Raw genomic sequence first — 18,576 nt, 5'->3', positions numbered from 1 at the left:
AAAGATGAATCAACCCTTAGCATATGTGCATCCGGGAGCAAAGATCGCCAAAAATGTGGTGATAGAACCTTTCGCTACCATTCATAATAATGTGGTAATCGGTGAAGGTACCTGGATCGGAAGCAATGTCACCATCATGGAAGGTGCACGAATAGGAAAGAATTGTAATATTTTTCCGGGAGCGGTTATCTCTGCAGTACCTCAGGATCTGAAATATAATGATGAGGATACCATCGCTGAGATAGGCGATAATACCACCATACGTGAGTGCGTAACCATTAATAAGGGTACTACAGACCGTATGAAAACAGTGATCGGGAAGAATTGCCTGATCATGGCTTATAGTCACGTGGCTCATGACTGTATTGTAGGTAATAACTGTATATTCTCCAACAACTCAACCCTTGCCGGGCATATTACCGTAGGCGACTACGTTGTTTTGGCCGGAATGACTGCCGTTCATCAATTTTGTTCTATTGGGAACCATGCCTTTGTAACCGGAGGGTCTTTGGTACGTAAAGATGTGCCACCTTTTACCAAAGCTGCCAGGGAGCCGCTTTCGTATGTAGGTATCAATTCTGTTGGGCTTAGAAGAAGGGGGTATTCTACAGAAAAGATCAGAGAGATCCAGCATATCTATCGAATCTTATATCAAATGAATTACAACAATTCTCAGGCTGTAGAGATCATTGAAGCAGAAATGGAAGCTACTCCTGAGCGCGATGAGATATTACAATTTATCAAGGATTCCCAACGCGGAATCATGAAAGGTTATTTTAGTAAAATTTAATTAAGAGAAACAGTAATGGCTAGTACTTCAGATATTCGAAAAGGATTGTGCATTCGCTTCAATCACGATATTTATAAAATTATTGAATTCTTGCATGTTAAGCCCGGAAAGGGACCTGCTTTTGTAAGAACAAAGTTGAAAAGTGTTACTACAGGTAAGGTGATCGATAACACCTTTTCTGCAGGTCACAAGATCGAAGATGTAAGGGTTGAGACCCGTTCATACCAGTTCTTGTATGCCGAAGGAAATACCTATCACTTCATGAATACCGACGATTATAACCAGATCACCCTAGAAAAGGATGCTCTTGATTCTCCTGACCTTATGAAGGAAGGGGAAGTGGTTACTATTCTGTTCAATACCGAAGACAACATGCCGCTTTCTGTAGAGATGCCTGCCCATGTTATTCTGGAGGTTACCCATACTGAACCGGGGGTTAAAGGTAATACAGCTACCAATGCAACCAAGCCTGCTACTGTAGAAACCGGAGCATCGGTGAATGTACCTCTTTTCATCAATGAAGGCGATAAGATCAAGGTAGAGACCGAGAAGGGAAGTTATATGGAACGCGTTAAAGAGTAAAAGAGGTAGATGAAATTTCCTCAAAAACATACTCTTGAACAAATCGCAACCCTACTAGGGTGTACTTATGTCGGAGACCCGGACTTTCCTGTGTTGGGAATGAACGAGATCCATGTGGTGGAGCCCGGAGATATCGTGTTTGTAGATCATCCGAAATACTACGATAAGGCGTTGCAATCGGCTGCTACCGTAGTATTGATCAATAAGGAGGTGGCTTGCCCTGAAGGGAAGGCTTTGTTGATCTCGGAAGATCCTTTTTCTGATTTCAATAAGCTGACAAAATATTTTAAGCCTTTTGAAAAGGCCACTGCTGTCATTGCAGAAACGGCCACTATTGGAGAAGGTACGATCATACAGCCCGGATGTTTTATAGGGAATAACGTTAAGATCGGAAAGAATTGCCTGATCCATGCCAATGTGAGTATTTATGATGGCTGTGAAATAGGAAACAATGTTACCGTTCACGCCGGTACTGTACTGGGCAGTGATGCTTTTTATTACAAAAACCGTCCGGAAGGATTCGATAAACTCATATCCGGAGGAAGGGTGATCCTGGAAGACGATGTTGATCTGGGGGCCGCCTGTACCATTGACAGGGGCGTAACAGGTGATACTACGGTAAAGAAGGGTAGTAAAATAGATAACCAGGTACATATTGGTCATGATACAGTAATTGGCCGAAAATGCCTGATCGCCTCACAAACGGGTATCGCAGGATGCGTGGTTATTGAAGATGAAGTGACTATTTGGGGACAGGTGGGAATGACCTCAGGTATTACCATCGGAAGCAAAGCAATTATTTTAGCGCAATCCGGTATCAGTAAATCTCTTGAGGGAGGGAAAACCTATTTTGGATACCCTGCAGAAGAAGCCAGGAAAAAGTACAAAGAACTTGCCGGAATCAGACAGATCCCAACATTAATTGAAAAACTAGGATAAACCTTCATATATGTCAAATACAACCAGAACTATTGTAGAGAAGTTTTACCGTTGGAATGCCACTTCTGATCTTGACTTGATCAAGGAGGTGTTACATGACGAGGTAAAGCTGTATTGGAACAGCACAAAAGGTTTTAGGAAGTACGGGAAAACACAGATCATCGACCTGATCACCGATATCAGAAAGGAATACAAAAGTATACGGGTAGAGATATCTCACTTCCTGACCGATCAGGACCGGGCTGCTCTCAGATTGACCTATTATGTGGAGCCTTTTGAAGCTCCCGATGAAGAAATTCCTCTGGTGCATTTTATGGCTATTTGGGAGATCAAAGATGGGAAATTGTTCAAAGGATATGAGATGAGTCACCTGGCCGATGAGCATCCTGATAATATTTTGTCATTCTCAAGATTGCCCGAACCTGAAGAAATTTAAATCTTAACAGGAATCCTTGATCAGAAATTTCTGTTTTCTCCTTCAAAAATTTATTTTTGTCAAGCTTAAAAAAAAACTAACCCAATGAGTGTATTAGTAAATAAAGATTCTAAGATAATAGTTCAGGGATTTACCGGTAGTGAAGGTACATTCCATGCAGAGCAAATGATCGAATACGGTACCAATGTCGTAGGTGGTGTGACTCCCGGTAAAGGTGGGCAAACTCATCTTGACAAGCCTGTTTTCAATACGGTTCAAGATGCTGTTGTAGAAACCGGAGCCGATGTAAGTATCATCTTTGTTCCACCGGCATTTGCTGCAGATGCCATTATGGAGTCTGCTGATGCGGGTATCAAAGTGATCATTACCATTACTGAAGGTATTCCGGTAGCCGATATGATCAAGGCTTCGAACTATATCAAAGGAAAAGACTGCCGTCTTATCGGACCAAACTGTCCGGGAGTAATTACTCCGGAAGAGGCTAAAGTCGGAATTATGCCCGGTTTTGTCTTTAAGAAAGGTAATGTAGGTATTGTTTCTAAGTCAGGAACCCTTACCTATGAGGCAGCAGATCAGGTGGTAAAGCAAGGCTTGGGTATTACCACAGCCATCGGTATTGGAGGTGACCCGATCATCGGAACAACCACCAAAGAGGCTGTAGAATTGTTGATGAATGACGACGAAACCGAGTGTATCGTAATGATCGGTGAGATCGGAGGTCAGCTGGAAGCAGATGCTGCACGTTGGGTAAAAGAAAACGGTAATAAAAAGCCTGTTGTAGGGTTTATCGCCGGAGAAACTGCTCCTAAAGGAAGAACCATGGGGCATGCCGGAGCAATTGTTGGTGGTGCAGATGATACTGCAGAAGCCAAGAAGAGAATCATGAGTGAATGTGGTATTCACGTAGTGAACTCTCCTGCCGAGATCGGTAAAAAAGTTGCAGAAGTACTGGGATAATTGACCCCACTAAATAATCGTAAAAAGCCCGCGTGAATCGCGGGCTTTTTGTTTTTCGTCAATAAAACCTCATTTACTGCGATAAAAACCAAAAGGGGCATCTATGTGGCTGTTCAGGAATTAGTATATTTGACCAGCTTACTAATCAATCTATCAATTTAGAATACATGAAATTATTAGAAGGAAAAACGGCTATCATTACCGGGGCCAGTCGTGGTATAGGAAAAGGAATTGCCAAAGTGTTCGCAGAGCATGGAGCACAGGTGGCTTTTACCTTCAGTTCATCTGAACAGCCTGCCAAAGAGCTTGAAAAAGAATTGACCGACCTGGGTGTTAAAGCCAAGGCTTACAAAAGCAACGCAGCGAGTTATGAAGAGGCTCAGGAACTGGCAGATCAGGTGCTGAAAGAATTCGGATCTATTGATATTCTAGTAAATAACGCCGGAATAACCAAAGACAACCTCTTGATGAGAATGTCTGAAGAAGACTTTGATAAAGTCATTGAGGTGAACCTGAAGTCGGTATTTAATATGACTAAGGCCGTTCAACGCACCATGCTTAAGCAGCGTAAAGGCTCTATCATTAACATGAGTTCTGTAGTGGGTGTAAAAGGAAATGCCGGTCAAACCAACTATGCAGCCTCAAAGGCCGGGATCATTGGCTTTTCCAAATCTGTTGCCCTTGAATTAGGATCGCGTAATATTAGAAGTAATGTCATCGCTCCCGGTTTTATCGAGACCGAAATGACTGCGGTACTCGATGAGAAAACCGTTCAGGGATGGAGAGATAATATCCCCCTGAAACGAGGCGGAAGTCCTGAAGATATTGCCAACGCCTGTGTATTTCTCGGGTCAGATATGTCTGCCTATATTACAGGACAGGTCATCAATGTTGATGGCGGAATGCTTACCTGATCAGGATTACAGCATACCTGGTATAAAATCATAGACTTTCAGGCAGAAGGCTCGGCAGAGTAGCGAATCACCTGCAAGTAATCGAATATAAATTCGTAATTTCGGGTATATCGTAAAGGAGGTTCTTTATGGTATACCCTTAATTTATGATTCTATAATGAACAGCAATACCTATCTGCTTATCATTCTTTGCGCAGTTGCAGCATTTTCCATTGCCTTTCTATGGTACAGGAAAACCGGAATTAAGGGAAATTTATTTTGGATGTTAATCCTTCTTCGCGGATTTGCCTTATGGAGCCTTGGAGTATTACTCATCAACCCGGTTTTTAAAAACTTTACCCTTTATACCGAGAAACCCGTTCTAAATGTACTGGTAGATAATTCTTCCTCTATTAAATATCTTTCGCATCCGGATTCGCTATACCTGGCACTGAATAATCTTCGTGAGAACAGGGAGTTGCAGGATGTTTTTGATATTAGATGGTATAGGTTCGGTACAGATATGTCTACCCTTGATTCATTACCTGATTTTCAAGATCCTCAAACCAATATTGCCTTAGCCCTGCAACGCCTGAAAAAACTTCAGTCGTCAGGTCAGAATGCAACCCTGCTCATCAGCGATGGTAATAGTACTTACGGGGGCGATTATCAGTTTAATATTTCCGGGTTACAGGGCCCGGTGTATACCTTGGTTGCAGGTGATACCACCACATATGAAGATGTATACATTGAAAAGATCAACGTGAACCGCTATGCATTTTTAAACAACAAATTTCCCGTTGAAATTTTTTCAGGGTATAGCGGAGATCGTACCATTAATTCTCAATTGGTTATTTCTAAGAATAACAACGTAGTAGCTCGTAAGAATATAACCCTTGAGCCGGGGAGGGCAGCAAGCCCCATCCGTATTGACTTAGAAGCTGACAGGGTAGGTGTTAGCACCTATAAGGTGTCTATTACTGCCCCGGAGGGTGAAAAGAATACCACCAATAATACCAATTCATTTGCTGTAGAGGTTATCGATGAACGAAATCGTATCGCCCTGATTGCATCTTCCCTCCATCCGGACATAGGGAGCCTTAAAACCTCTATAGAAAGCAGCGGACAGCGAACTGTTGATCTGTTATCTCCTGATACGATGAAGGAAGCTGAAGGTTATGATCTGTTTATCCTGTACCAGCCTGATCGAACATTTGACGCGATCTTCAGCATGTTGAAGGAGCAGAAAATAAATTTTTGGATCATAGGAGGAGGCTATACTGATTGGGAATTCGTAAATAAAGCACAGGATCTCTTTGATCGTGAAGTTACCTACACTTCAGAATTGATACTGGGAGAAGTAAATTCAGGCTTTAACAGTTATCAATTTGAAGATCCGGGTATTGCTGAATATCCGCCACTCGACTCTTATTTGGGAGATTTTATTATTATAAATGCCTTCCAGACCCTTATTGCCAAAAACCTTGGAGGTATTCCTACAGAAAGCCCTTTACTTTTCACCACAGAGCGGAATGACCAAAGAGTAGCTGTATTGGATGGGAGTGGACTTTGGAAATGGCGGGTATGGCATTATGCTTTACGGGAAGATTTTGAGTCTTATGATCTTTTTTGGAATAAATTGGTGCAATACCTCTCTTCGGGAAGTCGTAAAGAGAGAATATACTTTGAGTACGAGCCCTATTATTATGCCAATACAGGAATAACCATTAAAGCAGGGTATTATGATAAGAATTACGAATTTGACCCTGCAGAGCTCCTGCAATTGGAGATCATTCAGATAGAGGGAGGTTCATTCACCCGGAGTATTACGATGGTTGCAGGAAGTAACACTTATGAAGCCACCCTTAACGGTCTTCCTGCAGGCACTTATCGGATCCGGCTTGACGTGCCTTCTCAAAACCTGAGTAGAACAGGAGAATTTACTGTGTTGGGATACGAGGTGGAAAGGCAGTTCATTAATACTGATACTGACCGAATGACTGCTCTGTCGGCCCAAACCGGAGGGAGAATGCAACCCCTGAACCGGATCTCAGAGGTCATGGAAGACCTGCAGAAGGGTAAAGAATTCATCCCGGTTCAAAAGAGAAAAGAGAATGTAGTACCTTTACTGGAGTGGAAATTGCTGTTATTTCTTACAGTTTTGTTTTTTGCTTTAGAATGGTTTACCCGAAAGTATAACGGACATATCTAATAAAAACTAAATTTAAATTCTGATACTATGGATAGATTACCCAAGATAGGCATACCGCTTATCATATTATTTATTGCCCTGGTCATATTGATCTCAAAATCGGCGGTGACCATCGGCTCCGGAGAGGCCGGTGTTCTTTATAAGACTTTCGGAGGGGGAGTAGTTACCGATGAACCACCCCTCGGAGAGGGTTTTCAATTGGTGTGGCCCTGGAACAAGATCTTCATCTACGAAGTGAGACAGCAGGAGGTTTATGAGAAAATGACTGTATTATCGTCAAATGGATTGGAAATTAAGATCGATGCTTCAGCCTGGTTTCAGCCTAAGTATGAGTCATTAGGGAAGCTTCATCAGGAGAAGAGCGAGGAATATGTTTCCCGGATTCTTCTACCCGCTATCAGGTCTTCTGCACGTAGTGTGGTTGGACGCTATACCCCTGAGCAATTGTATTCCAGTAAGCGAGATGCTATTCAGGAAGAGATCTTTGAGGAAACCTCTAAGATCGTAGACAAGCAATACATTCAGCTCAATGAGATCCTGGTAAGAGATGTGGCATTGCCACCCACTATTAAGGAGGCTATTGAGCGCAAACTCAGACAAGAGCAGGAATCACTGGAATATGAATTCCGACTGGAAAAAGCCGAAAAAGAGGCAGAGAAGCAACGGATAGAAGCAAGAGGTAAGGCAGATGCCAACCGTATACTGAGTGCCTCTCTTACCGATAATGTGCTTAAAGACAAAGGGATAGAGGCTACTCTAAAATTGTCACAATCACAAAATTCTAAAATAATAGTCGTAGGGAGCGGTAAAGACGGACTCCCCATTATCTTAGGAAATCAATAATTAAAAAAGCCCTGCCTGACAAAGCAGGGCTTTTTTAATTTTAAACAGATTTGTTGGCAGGGTATTTCTTTGCCAGCATTTTGGCTTGCTCCAGCCATTTGTCCCGCTCTATACGCCCCGGGAAAAATTCAAGGGCAGTGGTGAGGGTCTTAATATCATCTGCTTCCAAGCGGCTTAATTGACGATAGGTGTATATGCCGATCTCATTGAGCTTTTTTTCCAGGAAAGGCCCGATACCATCTATTTGTTTCAGGTCATTCGCTTGTTCGGGTCCTGCTTCACCTATCTTTTCAAAATTAAGCTTCGCCTGGATGATCCTTTTTTGAGGCACTTTTATTTCGGTTGCTTTAATGGCTCTGCCGCTTCTTCCCCTTGTTTGTACTGCCTTGATGGTGTTGGAAGAGAGCGAGCTGTCTGCACCTTCCTTGACATTATTAAGGAGCATGCTTTTTTCCAGCCTGCATTTTTCCAGTTCGCTCCTAAACTTATTTTTGGTAAACATACCTGATACGAGATACCCAACCCCGAACGCGATGAGCATAAATACCCAAAAAAGTCCGGAGCTAAGACTTACAGAAAGAAGAACCATAGTTTGTATGTTATTTACATCTGAAGCTCAAATTGAATTACAGATATTGTAGGTTTTATTATTTCTAATATAGAAAAAATATTAAATATCGTTTTTATCACCCATCGGGATAAGTTTCATAGGTGAAATACTGTCCGGTCAACGAATAGAAAATAAGTTTTGGTGGTTTCCTGATTTATGTTTTATATTTGCTCTGTATTTATCAAACAATGAACACAATATTTGTACATCATCATCATTTTGCTCCACGCTCTCAAGCGAGGTTATGATGGTATTGTATAAATTGAAAATATCATAAACACCCGTTTGAGTATTCAGGCGGGTGTTTTTTTTTACCCTCCTGAGTACTCCGCAAAAATTGCTATAAAAATGAGTACAAAAACCCTGAAGATTGCAGTTCAAAAATCCGGCAGATTATTTGAAGATTCCCTTAGGATCCTTAAAGATTGTGGGATATCAGTAGACAATGGTCGCGATCAACTTAAAGTAAAGGCCAGAAATTTTCCTTTAGAGATCATGTACCTGCGTAATGGAGATATTCCACAATATCTTAAAGACGGAGTAGTGGATATCGGAATTCTCGGAGAAAATCTTATTTATGAAAAGGGCGATGATCTGGAAATTCTTGAATATCTGGGATTTTCCAAATGTCGCGTTTCTCTCGCTGTACCCAAGAATACAGGTTTTAAGACCTTAAAAGATCTGGAAGGAAGGCGCATAGCCACTTCCTATCCGAATACAGTGAACAAATTATTGGATAAAGAGGGTATTACTGCTGATTTGCATATGATTAGTGGCAGTGTCGAAATTGCCCCAAATATTGGGTTGGCAGATGCCATAGTTGACATTGTATCAAGCGGTAACACATTGTTCAAGAATAATTTGGAAGAGGTGTACACCATTATGAAAAGTGAGGCTGTACTTGCAGCCTCTCCCCTGATCGGAGAAGAGCAGAAAGAAATTCTTGAAAAACTGCGTTTCAGGTTACAGTCGGTGCTTAAGGCCAGAGATGCCAGGTATGTACTACTCAATGCCCCGAACGACAAGGTAGAGGAAATTATAAGTGTACTTCCCGGAATGCGCAGTCCTACAGTATTGCCGTTGGCAGAGAAGGGGTGGAGCTCGCTGCATACAGTTATTCAGAAGGAAAAATTCTGGGAGATCATAGATGAATTAAAAGCCAAAGGGGCCGAGGGTATTTTAGTTTGTCCAATTGAAAAGATGGTTTACTAAAACAAAAGCTATGAAGAAGTATATTAATCCTGATAATAATAAAATAGAGGCCATCCTACAAAGACCTACTGCGGGAGTTAATGAGATCGAACCCGCCGTAAAACAGGTGTTTGATGAAGTGATGACCAAAGGGGAGGAGGCCGTTTTAAAATACACTGAACTTTTTGACGGGGTTGTACCCGAGAACAGAGAAGTTTCTAGAAGTGAGTTTGAAGAGGCTTCACTGAAGGTTCCGGTGGCGTTAAAAGAGGCCATTACCACAGCGGCGAGAAATATTGAAAAATTTCACATCGCCCAGAAAACCGAAAAGATTCGTGTTGAAACCATGCCCGGGGTGTTTTGCTGGCAGGAAAAGAAACCCATAGAGAAGGTAGGTCTTTACATACCAGGAGGCACAGCGCCCTTATTTTCAACAGTATTAATGTTAGGGATACCGGCTAAGGTAGCCGGCTGTAAGGAAGTGATCATCTGTACGCCACCGGGTAAGGATGGCTCTGTAAATCCTGCCATACTATTTGCCGCACAGTTGTGTGGGGTAGACCGGGTTTTTAAGGTTGGTGGTATTCAGGCTATTGCTGCGATGACCTTCGGAACATCCTTTATTCCCAAGGTATACAAGATCTTTGGCCCCGGAAATCAATACGTCACAGCAGCAAAACAATGGGCTACGCGTTACCAGGTGGCTATAGATATGCCTGCAGGACCCTCAGAGCTCATGGTGGTTGCCGATGAAACAGCTGTTCCGGCCTATGTTGCGGCCGATCTGCTGTCGCAGGCAGAACACGGCGTAGACAGTCAGGTGATCCTGTTATCTACCTCGGCCGGTTTCTGTGAACAGGTCGAAAATGAAATCAATACCCAATTGGCTGATCTGCCGAGAAAGGCGATCGCGGAGAAGGCTATTGAAAATTCCAGGATCATTGTAGTGGATGATATAGATACCTTGATCAGGTTGATGAACAGCTATGGTCCGGAGCACTTGATCATTTCTGCAAGAGAGGAAGATCGTATTCGCGAAGCTGTAACAAATGCCGGATCGGTTTTCTTAGGTAACTACACCCCCGAAAGTGCCGGCGACTATGCCTCAGGAACCAATCATACCCTGCCTACCAATGGGTATGCTAAGCAATACAGCGGAGTTAACCTGGATAGCTTCACAAAAAGTATTACCTATCAAAAGATCAGTGAAGAAGGAATCACAAATCTAGGGTCGGTTATTGAATATATGGCAGAGGCAGAAGGATTGTACGCTCATAAAAATGCGGTTTCTCTCAGATTACAAGACTTAAAAAACAAGAGCAATGAGTAAGACATCAGTAGATATTACATTCAACCTTGATCGTTTGGTACGACCTTCTATTAAAAATATAAGTCCCTATAGTTCTGCCCGTGATGAATTTTCGGCAGCCGGAGATGACCTGGTATTTTTAGATGCCAATGAAAACCCATACGGAGAAGGCATTAACCGTTATCCCGATCCTTACCAAAATGATCTTAAATCAGCCATCGCTCGTCTGAGAAAAGTATCCCCGGAGAATATTCTTGTGGGGAACGGTAGTGACGAGGTACTTGACCTTTTATTCAGGGCTTTCTGCATTCCGGGCCGTTCTAATGTGGTTACATTGCCACCTACTTATGGTATGTACGGTGTATTGTCGGCTGTTAATGAAACAGCCGTGAGAGAGGTGCCCTTAGACGAGAACTGGCAGCCGGATCCTGATAAAATTATGAAGGCGGTTGATGAAGATACGCGTATGCTCTTCTTATGTTCTCCAAATAACCCCACCGGAAACCTTATGAATAGCGCGAAGGTGAAACAACTGCTTCAGGAGTTTCCCGGACTGGTAGTGATCGATGAGGCCTATATTGATTTTGCTTCTAAAGACAGCTGGGCAAAACAATTGGAGAAGTACCCTAACCTGGTCGTGGTACAAACCCTTTCCAAGGCATTTGGCTTGGCCGGGGCGCGTGTGGGATATGCGCTTACCTCTCCGAAGATCGTAGGCATACTCAACACGATCAAACCGCCGTATAATGTAAATGCGCTAAGCCAGTCAAAGGCATTGGAAACATTGAAGAATTCAGAGTCGGCTAACAGGCTGCTCATGGAATTGGAGATCGAACGTGCCTACCTGGTACAGCAATTGGAACAATTACCCTTTGTGGCTAAGGTATATCCATCTGATGCCAACTTCATACTCATCAGGGTAGATGATGCCAACAAACGATATGAGCAGCTCATAGAGCGGGGTATCGTGGTTCGAAATCGTTCCAGGCTGCACGGGTGTGAAAATACCCTGAGGATCACCATTGGTAGCCCGGAAGAAAACAGAATATTGACAGAAACATTAAGTACACTTAGCGAATAGATATGAAAAAGATATTATTTATAGACCGAGACGGTACCCTGATAAAAGAGCCGGAAGATGAACAGATTGATTCCCTTGACAAACTCGATTTTCTTCCCGGAGTACTAACCTGGCTTTCCAGGCTTTGCAAGGATAACGATTATGAATTGGTAATGGTTACCAACCAGGATGGCCTGGGTACCGAAGCCTATCCTGAAGAGGTCTTCTGGCCTATACAGAACTTTATCATGCGTACACTGGAAAGTGAGGGTATCAATTTCAGGGAGGTGGTTATTGATAAAACCTTCCCTGAAGAGAACTCTCCTAACCGAAAGCCCAATACCGGGGCATTAACGGCCTATATGAATGGCGATTTTGATCTTGAGAATTCTTATGTGATCGGAGACAGGCTTACCGATGTAAAACTGGCAGAAAACCTGGGGTGTAAAGCTATTTTTATCGAAAATGGAAGATCATTGGGTAACCATGAACTCAATGAAGGTAAACAGGCTTTACTTCCTGTGATCGCTCTTGAAACAGAAAACTGGGAAAAGATCTATCAGTTTTTAACCCTGGGAAAGCGTACTGCCACCATAGAAAGAACTACCAAAGAGACTGATATTCGTGTAACCCTGGATCTTGATGGCACCGGAAGATCAAAGAATCAGACCGGAATCGCTTTTTTTGACCATATGCTTGATCAACTTGGCAAGCACGGCCTTATAGACTTGGAGATCACTGTAAATGGTGACCTGGAGGTAGATGAACACCACACGATAGAAGATACTGCCATTGCTTTAGGAGAAGCCTTCGCAAGGGCCCTGGGAGATAAGCGGGGTATTGAACGCTATGGGTACTATTTGCCTATGGATGATGCCCTGGCCAGTGTTGCTCTAGATTTCGGGGGGCGTCAATGGCTGGAGTGGGATGCCGAGTTTAAAAGAGAAATGATCGGTAAAATGCCCACAGAGATGTTTAAGCACTTCTTTAAATCGTTTTCTGACGGGGCAAAAGCCAATTTAAATATAAAGGCTGAAGGCGAAAATGAGCATCATAAGATCGAAGCCATTTTTAAAGCTTTTGCTAAAGCCATTAAGATGGCCGTACGAAGAGATCCGGACAGAATGATCCTGCCATCAACCAAGGGAATGCTTTAATGAACAGCTGTTATGAAAGTAAGTATTATAGATTACGGAGCCGGAAATATACAAAGTCTGATCTTTGCTTTTAATCGCCTGGGAGTACATCCAGTGGTTACAGACCACCCGAAGCTGCTGGCGGAGGCCGACAGGGTGATCTTTCCCGGGGTAGGAGAAGCAGGGAGTGCCATGGCAAAATTACGTCAGCATGGTCTGGAAGAAGTTATCCCTCAATTGAAGCAGCCCGTTCTGGGTATCTGCCTGGGTATGCAGCTCATGTGTGCATACAGTGAGGAGGGTGATACCCGAGGCCTTGGAATTTTTGATTGTGAGGTAAAGCATTTTGACAGAAAACTAAAGGTGCCGCAAATAGGGTGGAATACCATTACAAATTTGAAGTCACCCCTTTTTAAAGGTATTGAAGAGAATAGCTATATGTACCTGGTTCATAGCTATTATGTGGCCAACAACCCTCACAGTATTGCCACTACCAAATATGGGGAAACCTATGCATCGGCCCTTCACCGGAATAATTTTTACGGAACCCAGTTTCATCCGGAAAAAAGCGGAGAAATTGGAGCAAAGGTGCTGGAGAACTTTTTAAATCTTAAAGACTGATATGAGAATTATACCGGCTATTGACCTGATCGAAGGCAAATGCGTTCGATTGTCACAAGGAGATTACAATTCAAAAAAAGTATACAATGAAGACCCTTTAGAGGTGGCTCGCATGTTTGAAGACCACGGCATAGAGCATCTTCATTTGGTAGACCTTGATGGAGCCAAAGCTAAAAAGGTGATCAACTACAAGGTGCTGGAAGGCATTGCCTCAACAACCTCTCTGAAAATTGATTTTGGGGGAGGGATCCGATCAGATGAAGACCTGCATATTGCATTTAACAGTGGTGCCAAACAAATAACAGGAGGGAGTATTGCCGTGCATGAACGGGATACTTTTCTGAATTGGGTAGCAACTTATGGTGTGGAAAAGATTATACTGGGGGCCGATGCCCGGGAGGGTAAAATTGCCGTTTCCGGATGGACGAGCACCTCAGAGTTAGACCTTATTCCTTTTATAAAAAACTATTTGGAAGAATCGCTGCAATATGTGATCTGTACAGACATATCTAAAGACGGTTTACTGCAGGGCCCTTCTTTTGAACTCTACACGGAGATCATCAAGGCATGTCCTAAAGAGCAACTCCGACTTATCGCATCGGGTGGGGTTACCCAAATGGATGACCTTTACCGCCTGAAAGAGATCGGGTGTGAAGGCGCTATCATTGGGAAAGCCTTTTATGAAGGAAAAATTTCTTTAAAGGACCTGGAGCGTTTTATTAGTGAACAGCATTGAAAGTATTGACAAAAACAATATGTTAACAAAAAGAATTATACCCTGTCTTGATATAAAAGATGGTCGAACGGTCAAAGGAATTAATTTTAAAGACCTCGCTGATGCCGGAGACCCGGTAGAACTTGCTGAAAGATATGCAAGGGAAGGGGCAGATGAACTGGTATTTCTGGATATTTCTGCAACGGAGGAAAAACGACGTACCCTGGCAGAACTGGTATATCATGTGGCAGAGAAGGTTAATATTCCCTTTACCGTTGGAGGAGGTATCAGCAGTGTGGAAGACGTGGGGATGCTGCTGAGAGCGGGAGCTGATAAGATCTCGGTGAATTCTGCTGCAGTTAAACGGCCCGAACTTATCAATGAGCTGGCTTCGAGGTTTGGGTCGCAATGTGTGGTGGTGGCCATTGACGCTAAAAATGTGGATGGAAAATGGCTGGTTCACCTGGTAGGAGGAAAGGTGGCCACCGAGGTGGATCTGTTTGAATGGGCCCTTGAGGTCCAGGAACGAGGTGCCGGAGAGATCTTGTTTACCTCTATGGATCATGATGGTACCAAAAACGGCTTTGCCAATGAGGCCCTTTCAAAACTCTCAGATATGTTGCATATACCTGTTATAGCTTCAGGGGGAGCCGGTACCAAAGAGCATTTTAAAGATACTTTTAAAGAAGGTAAGGCAGATGCTGCTCTTGCAGCCAGTGTTTTTCACTATGGAGAAATTCCTATTCCTGAACTCAAGACCTACCTGAAAAATGAACAAATACCAATTAGAATTTAACAGCAAATAACTATGAACCCTGATTTCTCAAAAAATAAGGATGGCCTGCTGCCGGCTATCATTCAGGATGTCAATACCGCCAAAGTACTCATGCTTGGGTATATGAACCGGGAAGCCTATGAACATACCCTGGAGCACAAAAAAGTATGCTTTTACAGCAGGTCCAAACAACGCCTTTGGGTAAAAGGTGAGGAAAGCGGAAACTTCCTTCACCTGCGGTCTCTTAAACTGGACTGTGATCATGACACCTTCCTGATACAGGCAGAACCTGTTGGTCCCGTATGCCATACAGGTACTGATACCTGCTGGGCTGAAAATAATAAGGAGGTCTACGGCTTTTTAAGTACCCTTGAAGAGGTGATCAAAGAAAGAAAAGAAGAACGCCCTGAAGGCAGCTATGTGAGCTCATTATTTGATAAGGGCATCAACAAGATAGCCCAGAAAGTGGGCGAGGAGGCTGTAGAGACCGTTATTGAGGCAAAAGATAACAATGACGAATTGTTTTTAAATGAGGCGTCAGACCTGTTGTTTCATTACCTTATCCTATTGCAGGCCAAAGGATTTAAGCTGGAAGATATTAGCAGGGTATTACGAAAAAGGCATTCATAAAACGTAAATCCTTCTCTTTGTTATAAGATTACGTAAATTAGTTGTAATCTTTGTCTTATGAAATCTAAAAGAAGGAGCATCAATAACCTCATTAGCAGGCCTTTTCAAAAACAGCCCAAGATCGGTAAGGCTCCGGGAAGTGTTATCTACCTGGGGAAACGAAGGGGAGAAAAATTCAGGGTATCCCTCATGCATTATAACGAGGCAGAGATCACTGAAGAGCCCTTAGAAAAAGTGGAGGCCTTTGTGTTATCACCCACCTCCCGGGGTGTTAATTGGTTTAATATAAAAGGACTTTCTAATACAGAAGAAGTAGAGACCCTGGGTAAATCCTTTGGGTTGAGTGCCCTGACTCTTGAAGATATTGTAAACACAGATCAAAGGCCTAAAATGGATCATCTTGACGACCACCTTTTTGTAGTGGTTAAAATGATCTATCCCGGCGATGTTAATCAATTTCATATTGAACATGTCGCAATTGTATTGCTCCGGGATACTGTGCTTTTGTTTCAGGAAGTAGAGGAGGATGTATTTGAAGGGGTGCGGGAGCGTATCCGAAGTTCATATGGCCGCATTCGTAATCGTAAGGCCGATTATCTTTTGTTTGCCCTTCTCGATGCCATCGTTGACCAGTATTTCATTGTGATGGAACTTATGGGTAACAAGATCGAGCAATTGGAAGAAAAGGTATATGAAAAACCCAATGCCGATCTGATCCATGAGATCCAGGCCCTAAAAAAGGAAGTCCTGGAATTGCGTAAACACATCCGCCCGGTAAAGGAGTTGGTCAATCAGCTCATACATATAGAGAATTCACTTATTGCGGAAGATACCAGACCGTTTTTAAGAGACATTCTGGATCATTGCAACGAGATCCAGGATAATATAGACCTGTACAGGGAAATGAGTGTGAGTCTTATGGAGATCTATATGAGTAATATGAGTAACAAGATGAACGAGGTAATGAAGGTTTTAACCATCATGGCCAGTATCTTCATTCCGCTTACTTTCATAGCGGGTATATACGGCATGAATTTTCAGTATATGCCGGAACTCCATGAACGCTATGCCTATCCTATGGTACTGGGAGTTATGGCACTAATGGTTATTGTCATGCTGATCTATTTTAAGAGAAAAGACTGGCTTTAATCGGTCATCCTGAAAAGGTCTGAAGAAAGATAGCGATCGCCGCGATCACAGATAATGACTACTACAACGCCCTTATCAAGGGTGTCTATAAGTTTTAAAGCTGCAGTCACAGCTCCTCCGCTACTCATTCCTGAAAATACGCCCTCTTTTGAAGCCAGTTTTCTTGCCATATGGGCGGCTTCCTCCTGGCTTACCTCTATGATCCGGTCTACTTTTTCAGGATTAAAGATGGCAGGGAGGTATTCTTTGGGCCATTTTCTGATGCCCGGAATGCGGGAATCGTCTGTGGGTTGCACCCCTACGATCTGAATTCGGTGGTCCTTTTCTTTTAAATAGGTAGAGGTGCCCATAATGGTCCCTGTGGTTCCCATGGATGATACAAAATGGGTAACCTTTCCTTCGGTATCTCTCCAGATCTCCGGCCCCGTGGTCTTATAATGAGCTTTCCAGTTGTCGGGGTTTCCGAACTGATTTAACATTTTATACCCTTCGTTCTTGACCTTGGCCTCAGCATAATCCCTTGCGCCTTCTATACCGTCATCTGCAGGCGTCAGGGTAAGTTTAGCCCCATAGGCTCTCATGGTTAACACCCTTTCTTCGGTAGAGTTCTCGGGCATGACCAATTCCATGTTCAGATTAAATAACCCCGCGATCATGGCAAGGGCAATTCCTGTATTCCCGCTTGTTGCTTCTATGAGAGGGGTATTTTCATTAATATCTCCGCGTTCCAGGGCGCTTTTGATCATGTTGTAGGCAGGGCGGTCTTTTACACTGCCTCCGGGATTATGTCCTTCTAATTTAAACCAGAGTTCTACTCCCGGTTTGTTAACCAGGGCTCTTGAACGAATGAGAGGAGTATTGCCTATCTGTTCAAGTATTGAATTACTTTTCATTGGTAGTGGTCTTAATTTTAATTTCGGGCGTATGAGAAACAATGGAATTTGGTGGAATAGAGGCGGTTAGCCATACGTTACCTCCTATGACGCTGTTCGCACCAATAACGGTATCGCCTCCTAATATGGTTGCGTTGGCATAGATGGTTACTCCTTCTTCAATGGTGGGATGACGTTTTACGTTTTCCAGGTTTTTAGCCACATATAATGCTCCCAGGGTTACCCCCTGATAAATTCGAACATTATTGGCGATCACTGTGGTTTCTCCGATAACAACTCCTGTGGCATGGTCTATAAAAAAAGAGGCCCCGATCCGGGCTCCTGGGTGGATATCCACCCCGGTTTGCCTATGGGCGTACTCTGTCATTAATCTGGGCACAAGAGGGAATCCTACCCGATGTAATTCGTGCGACAAACGATAAATGGCAATAGCATAAAATCCGGGATATGAAAGGTACACTTCTTCAACACTTCTTGCAGCAGGGTCACACTCGAAAATGGCCTTGGCATCAAGGTTCAAAAGTTCCAGGATTCCCGGGAGCTTATTGGTGTAATTCTCCCATACCTCGTAACAGGGCTTGTGCGTTTCCCAACAGGCCATTTTAACCAGTTCAGAAAAGAGGTCCTGTAAGCTCTCCATATGCGAGGCAACGTCGGTCTCCATATCAAACAGGGTGTAAAACAACTCACGGGTAAATTGTTCGGTTTTCTCTTTTAAACGTAATTTTAAGTGAGGGGTGATCTTGTTTTGCTCAATTTTCTTGATGACTTCTGCTCTCATGCCTCCATGTTTCTATTCAAATTTACATATTCTACCCGGCATCGTTGACTATTT

20 protein-coding genes are annotated in these 18,576 nt (G+C 43.2%); 17 read left to right on the top strand and 3 right to left on the bottom strand.

Annotated elements, in window-relative coordinates; translation table 11 throughout:
* Window positions 1-4 precede the first annotated feature (4 nt).
* The 8 genes from lpxA to E7Z59_RS09785 all read left to right on the top strand — a co-directional run bounded on the left by lpxA (window position 5) and on the right by E7Z59_RS09785 (window position 7,652).
* Window positions 5-790 (top strand): acyl-ACP--UDP-N-acetylglucosamine O-acyltransferase, encoded by a 786-nt coding sequence (gene lpxA, locus E7Z59_RS09820; protein WP_136336142.1) that lies wholly within the window; start codon window positions 5-7, stop codon window positions 788-790.
* Window positions 791-805: 15 nt separating this feature from the next.
* Entirely contained in the window at window positions 806-1,372 is a 567-nt protein-coding gene (efp, locus tag E7Z59_RS09815) for an elongation factor P (RefSeq protein ID WP_136336141.1), read from the top strand.
* Window positions 1,373-1,381: 9 nt separating this feature from the next.
* Window positions 1,382-2,311: a UDP-3-O-(3-hydroxymyristoyl)glucosamine N-acyltransferase gene (locus tag E7Z59_RS09810; RefSeq protein WP_136336140.1), complete on the top strand. Its 930-nt coding sequence runs from the start codon at window positions 1,382-1,384 to the stop codon at window positions 2,309-2,311.
* Window positions 2,312-2,321: 10 nt separating this feature from the next.
* Window positions 2,322-2,747, top strand: a complete 426-nt coding sequence (locus tag E7Z59_RS09805; RefSeq protein ID WP_136336139.1) for a nuclear transport factor 2 family protein — start codon at window positions 2,322-2,324, stop codon at window positions 2,745-2,747.
* An 84-nt stretch (window positions 2,748-2,831) separates the two neighbouring features.
* Window positions 2,832-3,704: a succinate--CoA ligase subunit alpha gene (sucD, locus tag E7Z59_RS09800; protein ID WP_136336138.1), complete on the top strand. Its 873-nt coding sequence runs from the start codon at window positions 2,832-2,834 to the stop codon at window positions 3,702-3,704.
* A gap of 167 nt (window positions 3,705-3,871) precedes the next feature.
* The gene (gene fabG, locus E7Z59_RS09795; protein WP_136336137.1) at window positions 3,872-4,618 is read left to right on the top strand and encodes a 3-oxoacyl-[acyl-carrier-protein] reductase; all 747 of its coding nucleotides are present in this window, start codon (window positions 3,872-3,874) and stop codon (window positions 4,616-4,618) included.
* 157 nt (window positions 4,619-4,775) lie between these two features.
* A complete protein-coding gene (locus E7Z59_RS09790; RefSeq protein ID WP_211089737.1) occupies window positions 4,776-6,809 on the top strand; it encodes a hypothetical protein in 2,034 nt (677 codons plus the stop codon).
* A 27-nt stretch (window positions 6,810-6,836) separates the two neighbouring features.
* Window positions 6,837-7,652 (top strand): prohibitin family protein, encoded by an 816-nt coding sequence (locus tag E7Z59_RS09785; RefSeq protein ID WP_136336135.1) that lies wholly within the window; start codon window positions 6,837-6,839, stop codon window positions 7,650-7,652.
* 40 nt (window positions 7,653-7,692) lie between these two features.
* Here E7Z59_RS09785 and E7Z59_RS09780 read toward each other — a convergent pair whose 3' ends face one another.
* On the bottom strand, window positions 7,693-8,241 hold the full coding sequence (locus E7Z59_RS09780) for a hypothetical protein (protein WP_136336134.1): 549 nt from the start codon (window positions 8,239-8,241) through the stop codon (window positions 7,693-7,695).
* 369 nt (window positions 8,242-8,610) lie between these two features.
* Here E7Z59_RS09780 and hisG point away from each other — a divergent pair, with 369 nt between their 5' ends.
* The 9 genes from hisG to corA are packed head-to-tail and all read left to right on the top strand — an operon-like array spanning window position 8,611 to window position 16,848.
* Complete coding sequence (gene hisG, locus E7Z59_RS09775; protein ID WP_136336133.1) at window positions 8,611-9,474, top strand: ATP phosphoribosyltransferase; 864 nt, start codon at window positions 8,611-8,613, stop codon at window positions 9,472-9,474.
* 10 nt (window positions 9,475-9,484) lie between these two features.
* A complete protein-coding gene (hisD, locus tag E7Z59_RS09770; RefSeq protein WP_136336132.1) occupies window positions 9,485-10,783 on the top strand; it encodes a histidinol dehydrogenase in 1,299 nt (432 codons plus the stop codon).
* Window positions 10,776-11,843 (top strand): histidinol-phosphate transaminase, encoded by a 1,068-nt coding sequence (hisC, locus tag E7Z59_RS09765; protein WP_136336131.1) that lies wholly within the window; start codon window positions 10,776-10,778, stop codon window positions 11,841-11,843. Before hisD ends, hisC begins: the two co-directional genes overlap by 8 nt.
* 2 nt (window positions 11,844-11,845) lie before the next feature.
* Window positions 11,846-12,979, top strand: a complete 1,134-nt coding sequence (gene hisB / locus E7Z59_RS09760; protein WP_136336130.1) for a bifunctional histidinol-phosphatase/imidazoleglycerol-phosphate dehydratase HisB — start codon at window positions 11,846-11,848, stop codon at window positions 12,977-12,979.
* A 12-nt stretch (window positions 12,980-12,991) separates the two neighbouring features.
* A complete protein-coding gene (hisH, locus tag E7Z59_RS09755) occupies window positions 12,992-13,579 on the top strand; it encodes an imidazole glycerol phosphate synthase subunit HisH (RefSeq protein ID WP_136336129.1) in 588 nt (195 codons plus the stop codon).
* A 1-nt stretch (window position 13,580) separates the two neighbouring features.
* The gene (hisA, locus tag E7Z59_RS09750; RefSeq protein ID WP_136336128.1) at window positions 13,581-14,315 is read left to right on the top strand and encodes a 1-(5-phosphoribosyl)-5-[(5-phosphoribosylamino)methylideneamino]imidazole-4-carboxamide isomerase; all 735 of its coding nucleotides are present in this window, start codon (window positions 13,581-13,583) and stop codon (window positions 14,313-14,315) included.
* 19 nt (window positions 14,316-14,334) lie between these two features.
* Window positions 14,335-15,090: an imidazole glycerol phosphate synthase subunit HisF gene (gene hisF / locus E7Z59_RS09745; RefSeq protein WP_136336127.1), complete on the top strand. Its 756-nt coding sequence runs from the start codon at window positions 14,335-14,337 to the stop codon at window positions 15,088-15,090.
* Window positions 15,091-15,102: 12 nt separating this feature from the next.
* Window positions 15,103-15,699, top strand: coding sequence for a bifunctional phosphoribosyl-AMP cyclohydrolase/phosphoribosyl-ATP diphosphatase HisIE (gene hisIE / locus E7Z59_RS09740; RefSeq protein WP_136336126.1), 597 nt, complete (start codon window positions 15,103-15,105; stop codon window positions 15,697-15,699).
* Between the two features lie 57 nt (window positions 15,700-15,756).
* Window positions 15,757-16,848, top strand: a complete 1,092-nt coding sequence (gene corA / locus E7Z59_RS09735; RefSeq protein ID WP_136336125.1) for a magnesium/cobalt transporter CorA — start codon at window positions 15,757-15,759, stop codon at window positions 16,846-16,848.
* Here corA and cysM read toward each other — a convergent pair.
* Together cysM and epsC are read right to left on the bottom strand one after the other, a co-directional pair.
* Window positions 16,845-17,741 carry a cysteine synthase CysM gene (gene cysM, locus E7Z59_RS09730; RefSeq protein ID WP_136336124.1) on the bottom strand — a complete coding sequence of 299 codons (897 nt, stop codon included), beginning with the start codon at window positions 17,739-17,741 and terminating at the stop codon, window positions 16,845-16,847. The two genes, corA and cysM, sit on opposite strands and share 4 nt — an antisense overlap.
* Window positions 17,731-18,522: a serine O-acetyltransferase EpsC gene (epsC, locus tag E7Z59_RS09725; protein WP_136336123.1), complete on the bottom strand. Its 792-nt coding sequence runs from the start codon at window positions 18,520-18,522 to the stop codon at window positions 17,731-17,733. The genes cysM and epsC overlap by 11 nt, the downstream gene beginning before the upstream one ends.
* Between the last annotated feature and the right edge of the window lie 54 nt (window positions 18,523-18,576).

The organism is Robertkochia marina, assembly GCF_004799345.1.
Lineage (GTDB): Bacteria > Bacteroidota > Bacteroidia > Flavobacteriales > Flavobacteriaceae > Robertkochia > Robertkochia marina.
Note: the sequence above shows the minus strand (reverse complement) of the source record. Positions and strands in the feature narration are given on the sequence as shown.

Excerpts from the sequence above, each read along its gene's own strand:
- cysM (WP_136336124.1), bottom strand. The coding sequence starts at position 17,741 with ATGAAAAGTAATTCAATACTTGAACAGATAGGCAATACTCCTCTCATT.
- E7Z59_RS09785 (WP_136336135.1), top strand. The coding sequence starts at position 6,837 with ATGGATAGATTACCCAAGATAGGCATACCGCTTATCATATTATTTATT.
- efp (WP_136336141.1), top strand. The coding sequence starts at position 806 with ATGGCTAGTACTTCAGATATTCGAAAAGGATTGTGCATTCGCTTCAAT.
- hisIE (WP_136336126.1), top strand. The coding sequence starts at position 15,103 with ATGAACCCTGATTTCTCAAAAAATAAGGATGGCCTGCTGCCGGCTATC.
- hisB (WP_136336130.1), top strand. The coding sequence starts at position 11,846 with ATGAAAAAGATATTATTTATAGACCGAGACGGTACCCTGATAAAAGAG.
- sucD (WP_136336138.1), top strand. The coding sequence starts at position 2,832 with ATGAGTGTATTAGTAAATAAAGATTCTAAGATAATAGTTCAGGGATTT.
- hisD (WP_136336132.1), top strand. The coding sequence starts at position 9,485 with ATGAAGAAGTATATTAATCCTGATAATAATAAAATAGAGGCCATCCTA.
- E7Z59_RS09780 (WP_136336134.1), bottom strand. The coding sequence starts at position 8,241 with ATGGTTCTTCTTTCTGTAAGTCTTAGCTCCGGACTTTTTTGGGTATTT.
- hisG (WP_136336133.1), top strand. The coding sequence starts at position 8,611 with ATGAGTACAAAAACCCTGAAGATTGCAGTTCAAAAATCCGGCAGATTA.
- hisF (WP_136336127.1), top strand. The coding sequence starts at position 14,335 with ATGTTAACAAAAAGAATTATACCCTGTCTTGATATAAAAGATGGTCGA.
- hisC (WP_136336131.1), top strand. The coding sequence starts at position 10,776 with ATGAGTAAGACATCAGTAGATATTACATTCAACCTTGATCGTTTGGTA.
- hisA (WP_136336128.1), top strand. The coding sequence starts at position 13,581 with ATGAGAATTATACCGGCTATTGACCTGATCGAAGGCAAATGCGTTCGA.
- fabG (WP_136336137.1), top strand. The coding sequence starts at position 3,872 with ATGAAATTATTAGAAGGAAAAACGGCTATCATTACCGGGGCCAGTCGT.
- lpxA (WP_136336142.1), top strand. The coding sequence starts at position 5 with ATGAATCAACCCTTAGCATATGTGCATCCGGGAGCAAAGATCGCCAAA.
- hisH (WP_136336129.1), top strand. The coding sequence starts at position 12,992 with ATGAAAGTAAGTATTATAGATTACGGAGCCGGAAATATACAAAGTCTG.
- E7Z59_RS09790 (WP_211089737.1), top strand. The coding sequence starts at position 4,776 with ATGAACAGCAATACCTATCTGCTTATCATTCTTTGCGCAGTTGCAGCA.
- E7Z59_RS09810 (WP_136336140.1), top strand. The coding sequence starts at position 1,382 with ATGAAATTTCCTCAAAAACATACTCTTGAACAAATCGCAACCCTACTA.
- E7Z59_RS09805 (WP_136336139.1), top strand. The coding sequence starts at position 2,322 with ATGTCAAATACAACCAGAACTATTGTAGAGAAGTTTTACCGTTGGAAT.
- corA (WP_136336125.1), top strand. The coding sequence starts at position 15,757 with ATGAAATCTAAAAGAAGGAGCATCAATAACCTCATTAGCAGGCCTTTT.
- epsC (WP_136336123.1), bottom strand. The coding sequence starts at position 18,522 with ATGAGAGCAGAAGTCATCAAGAAAATTGAGCAAAACAAGATCACCCCT.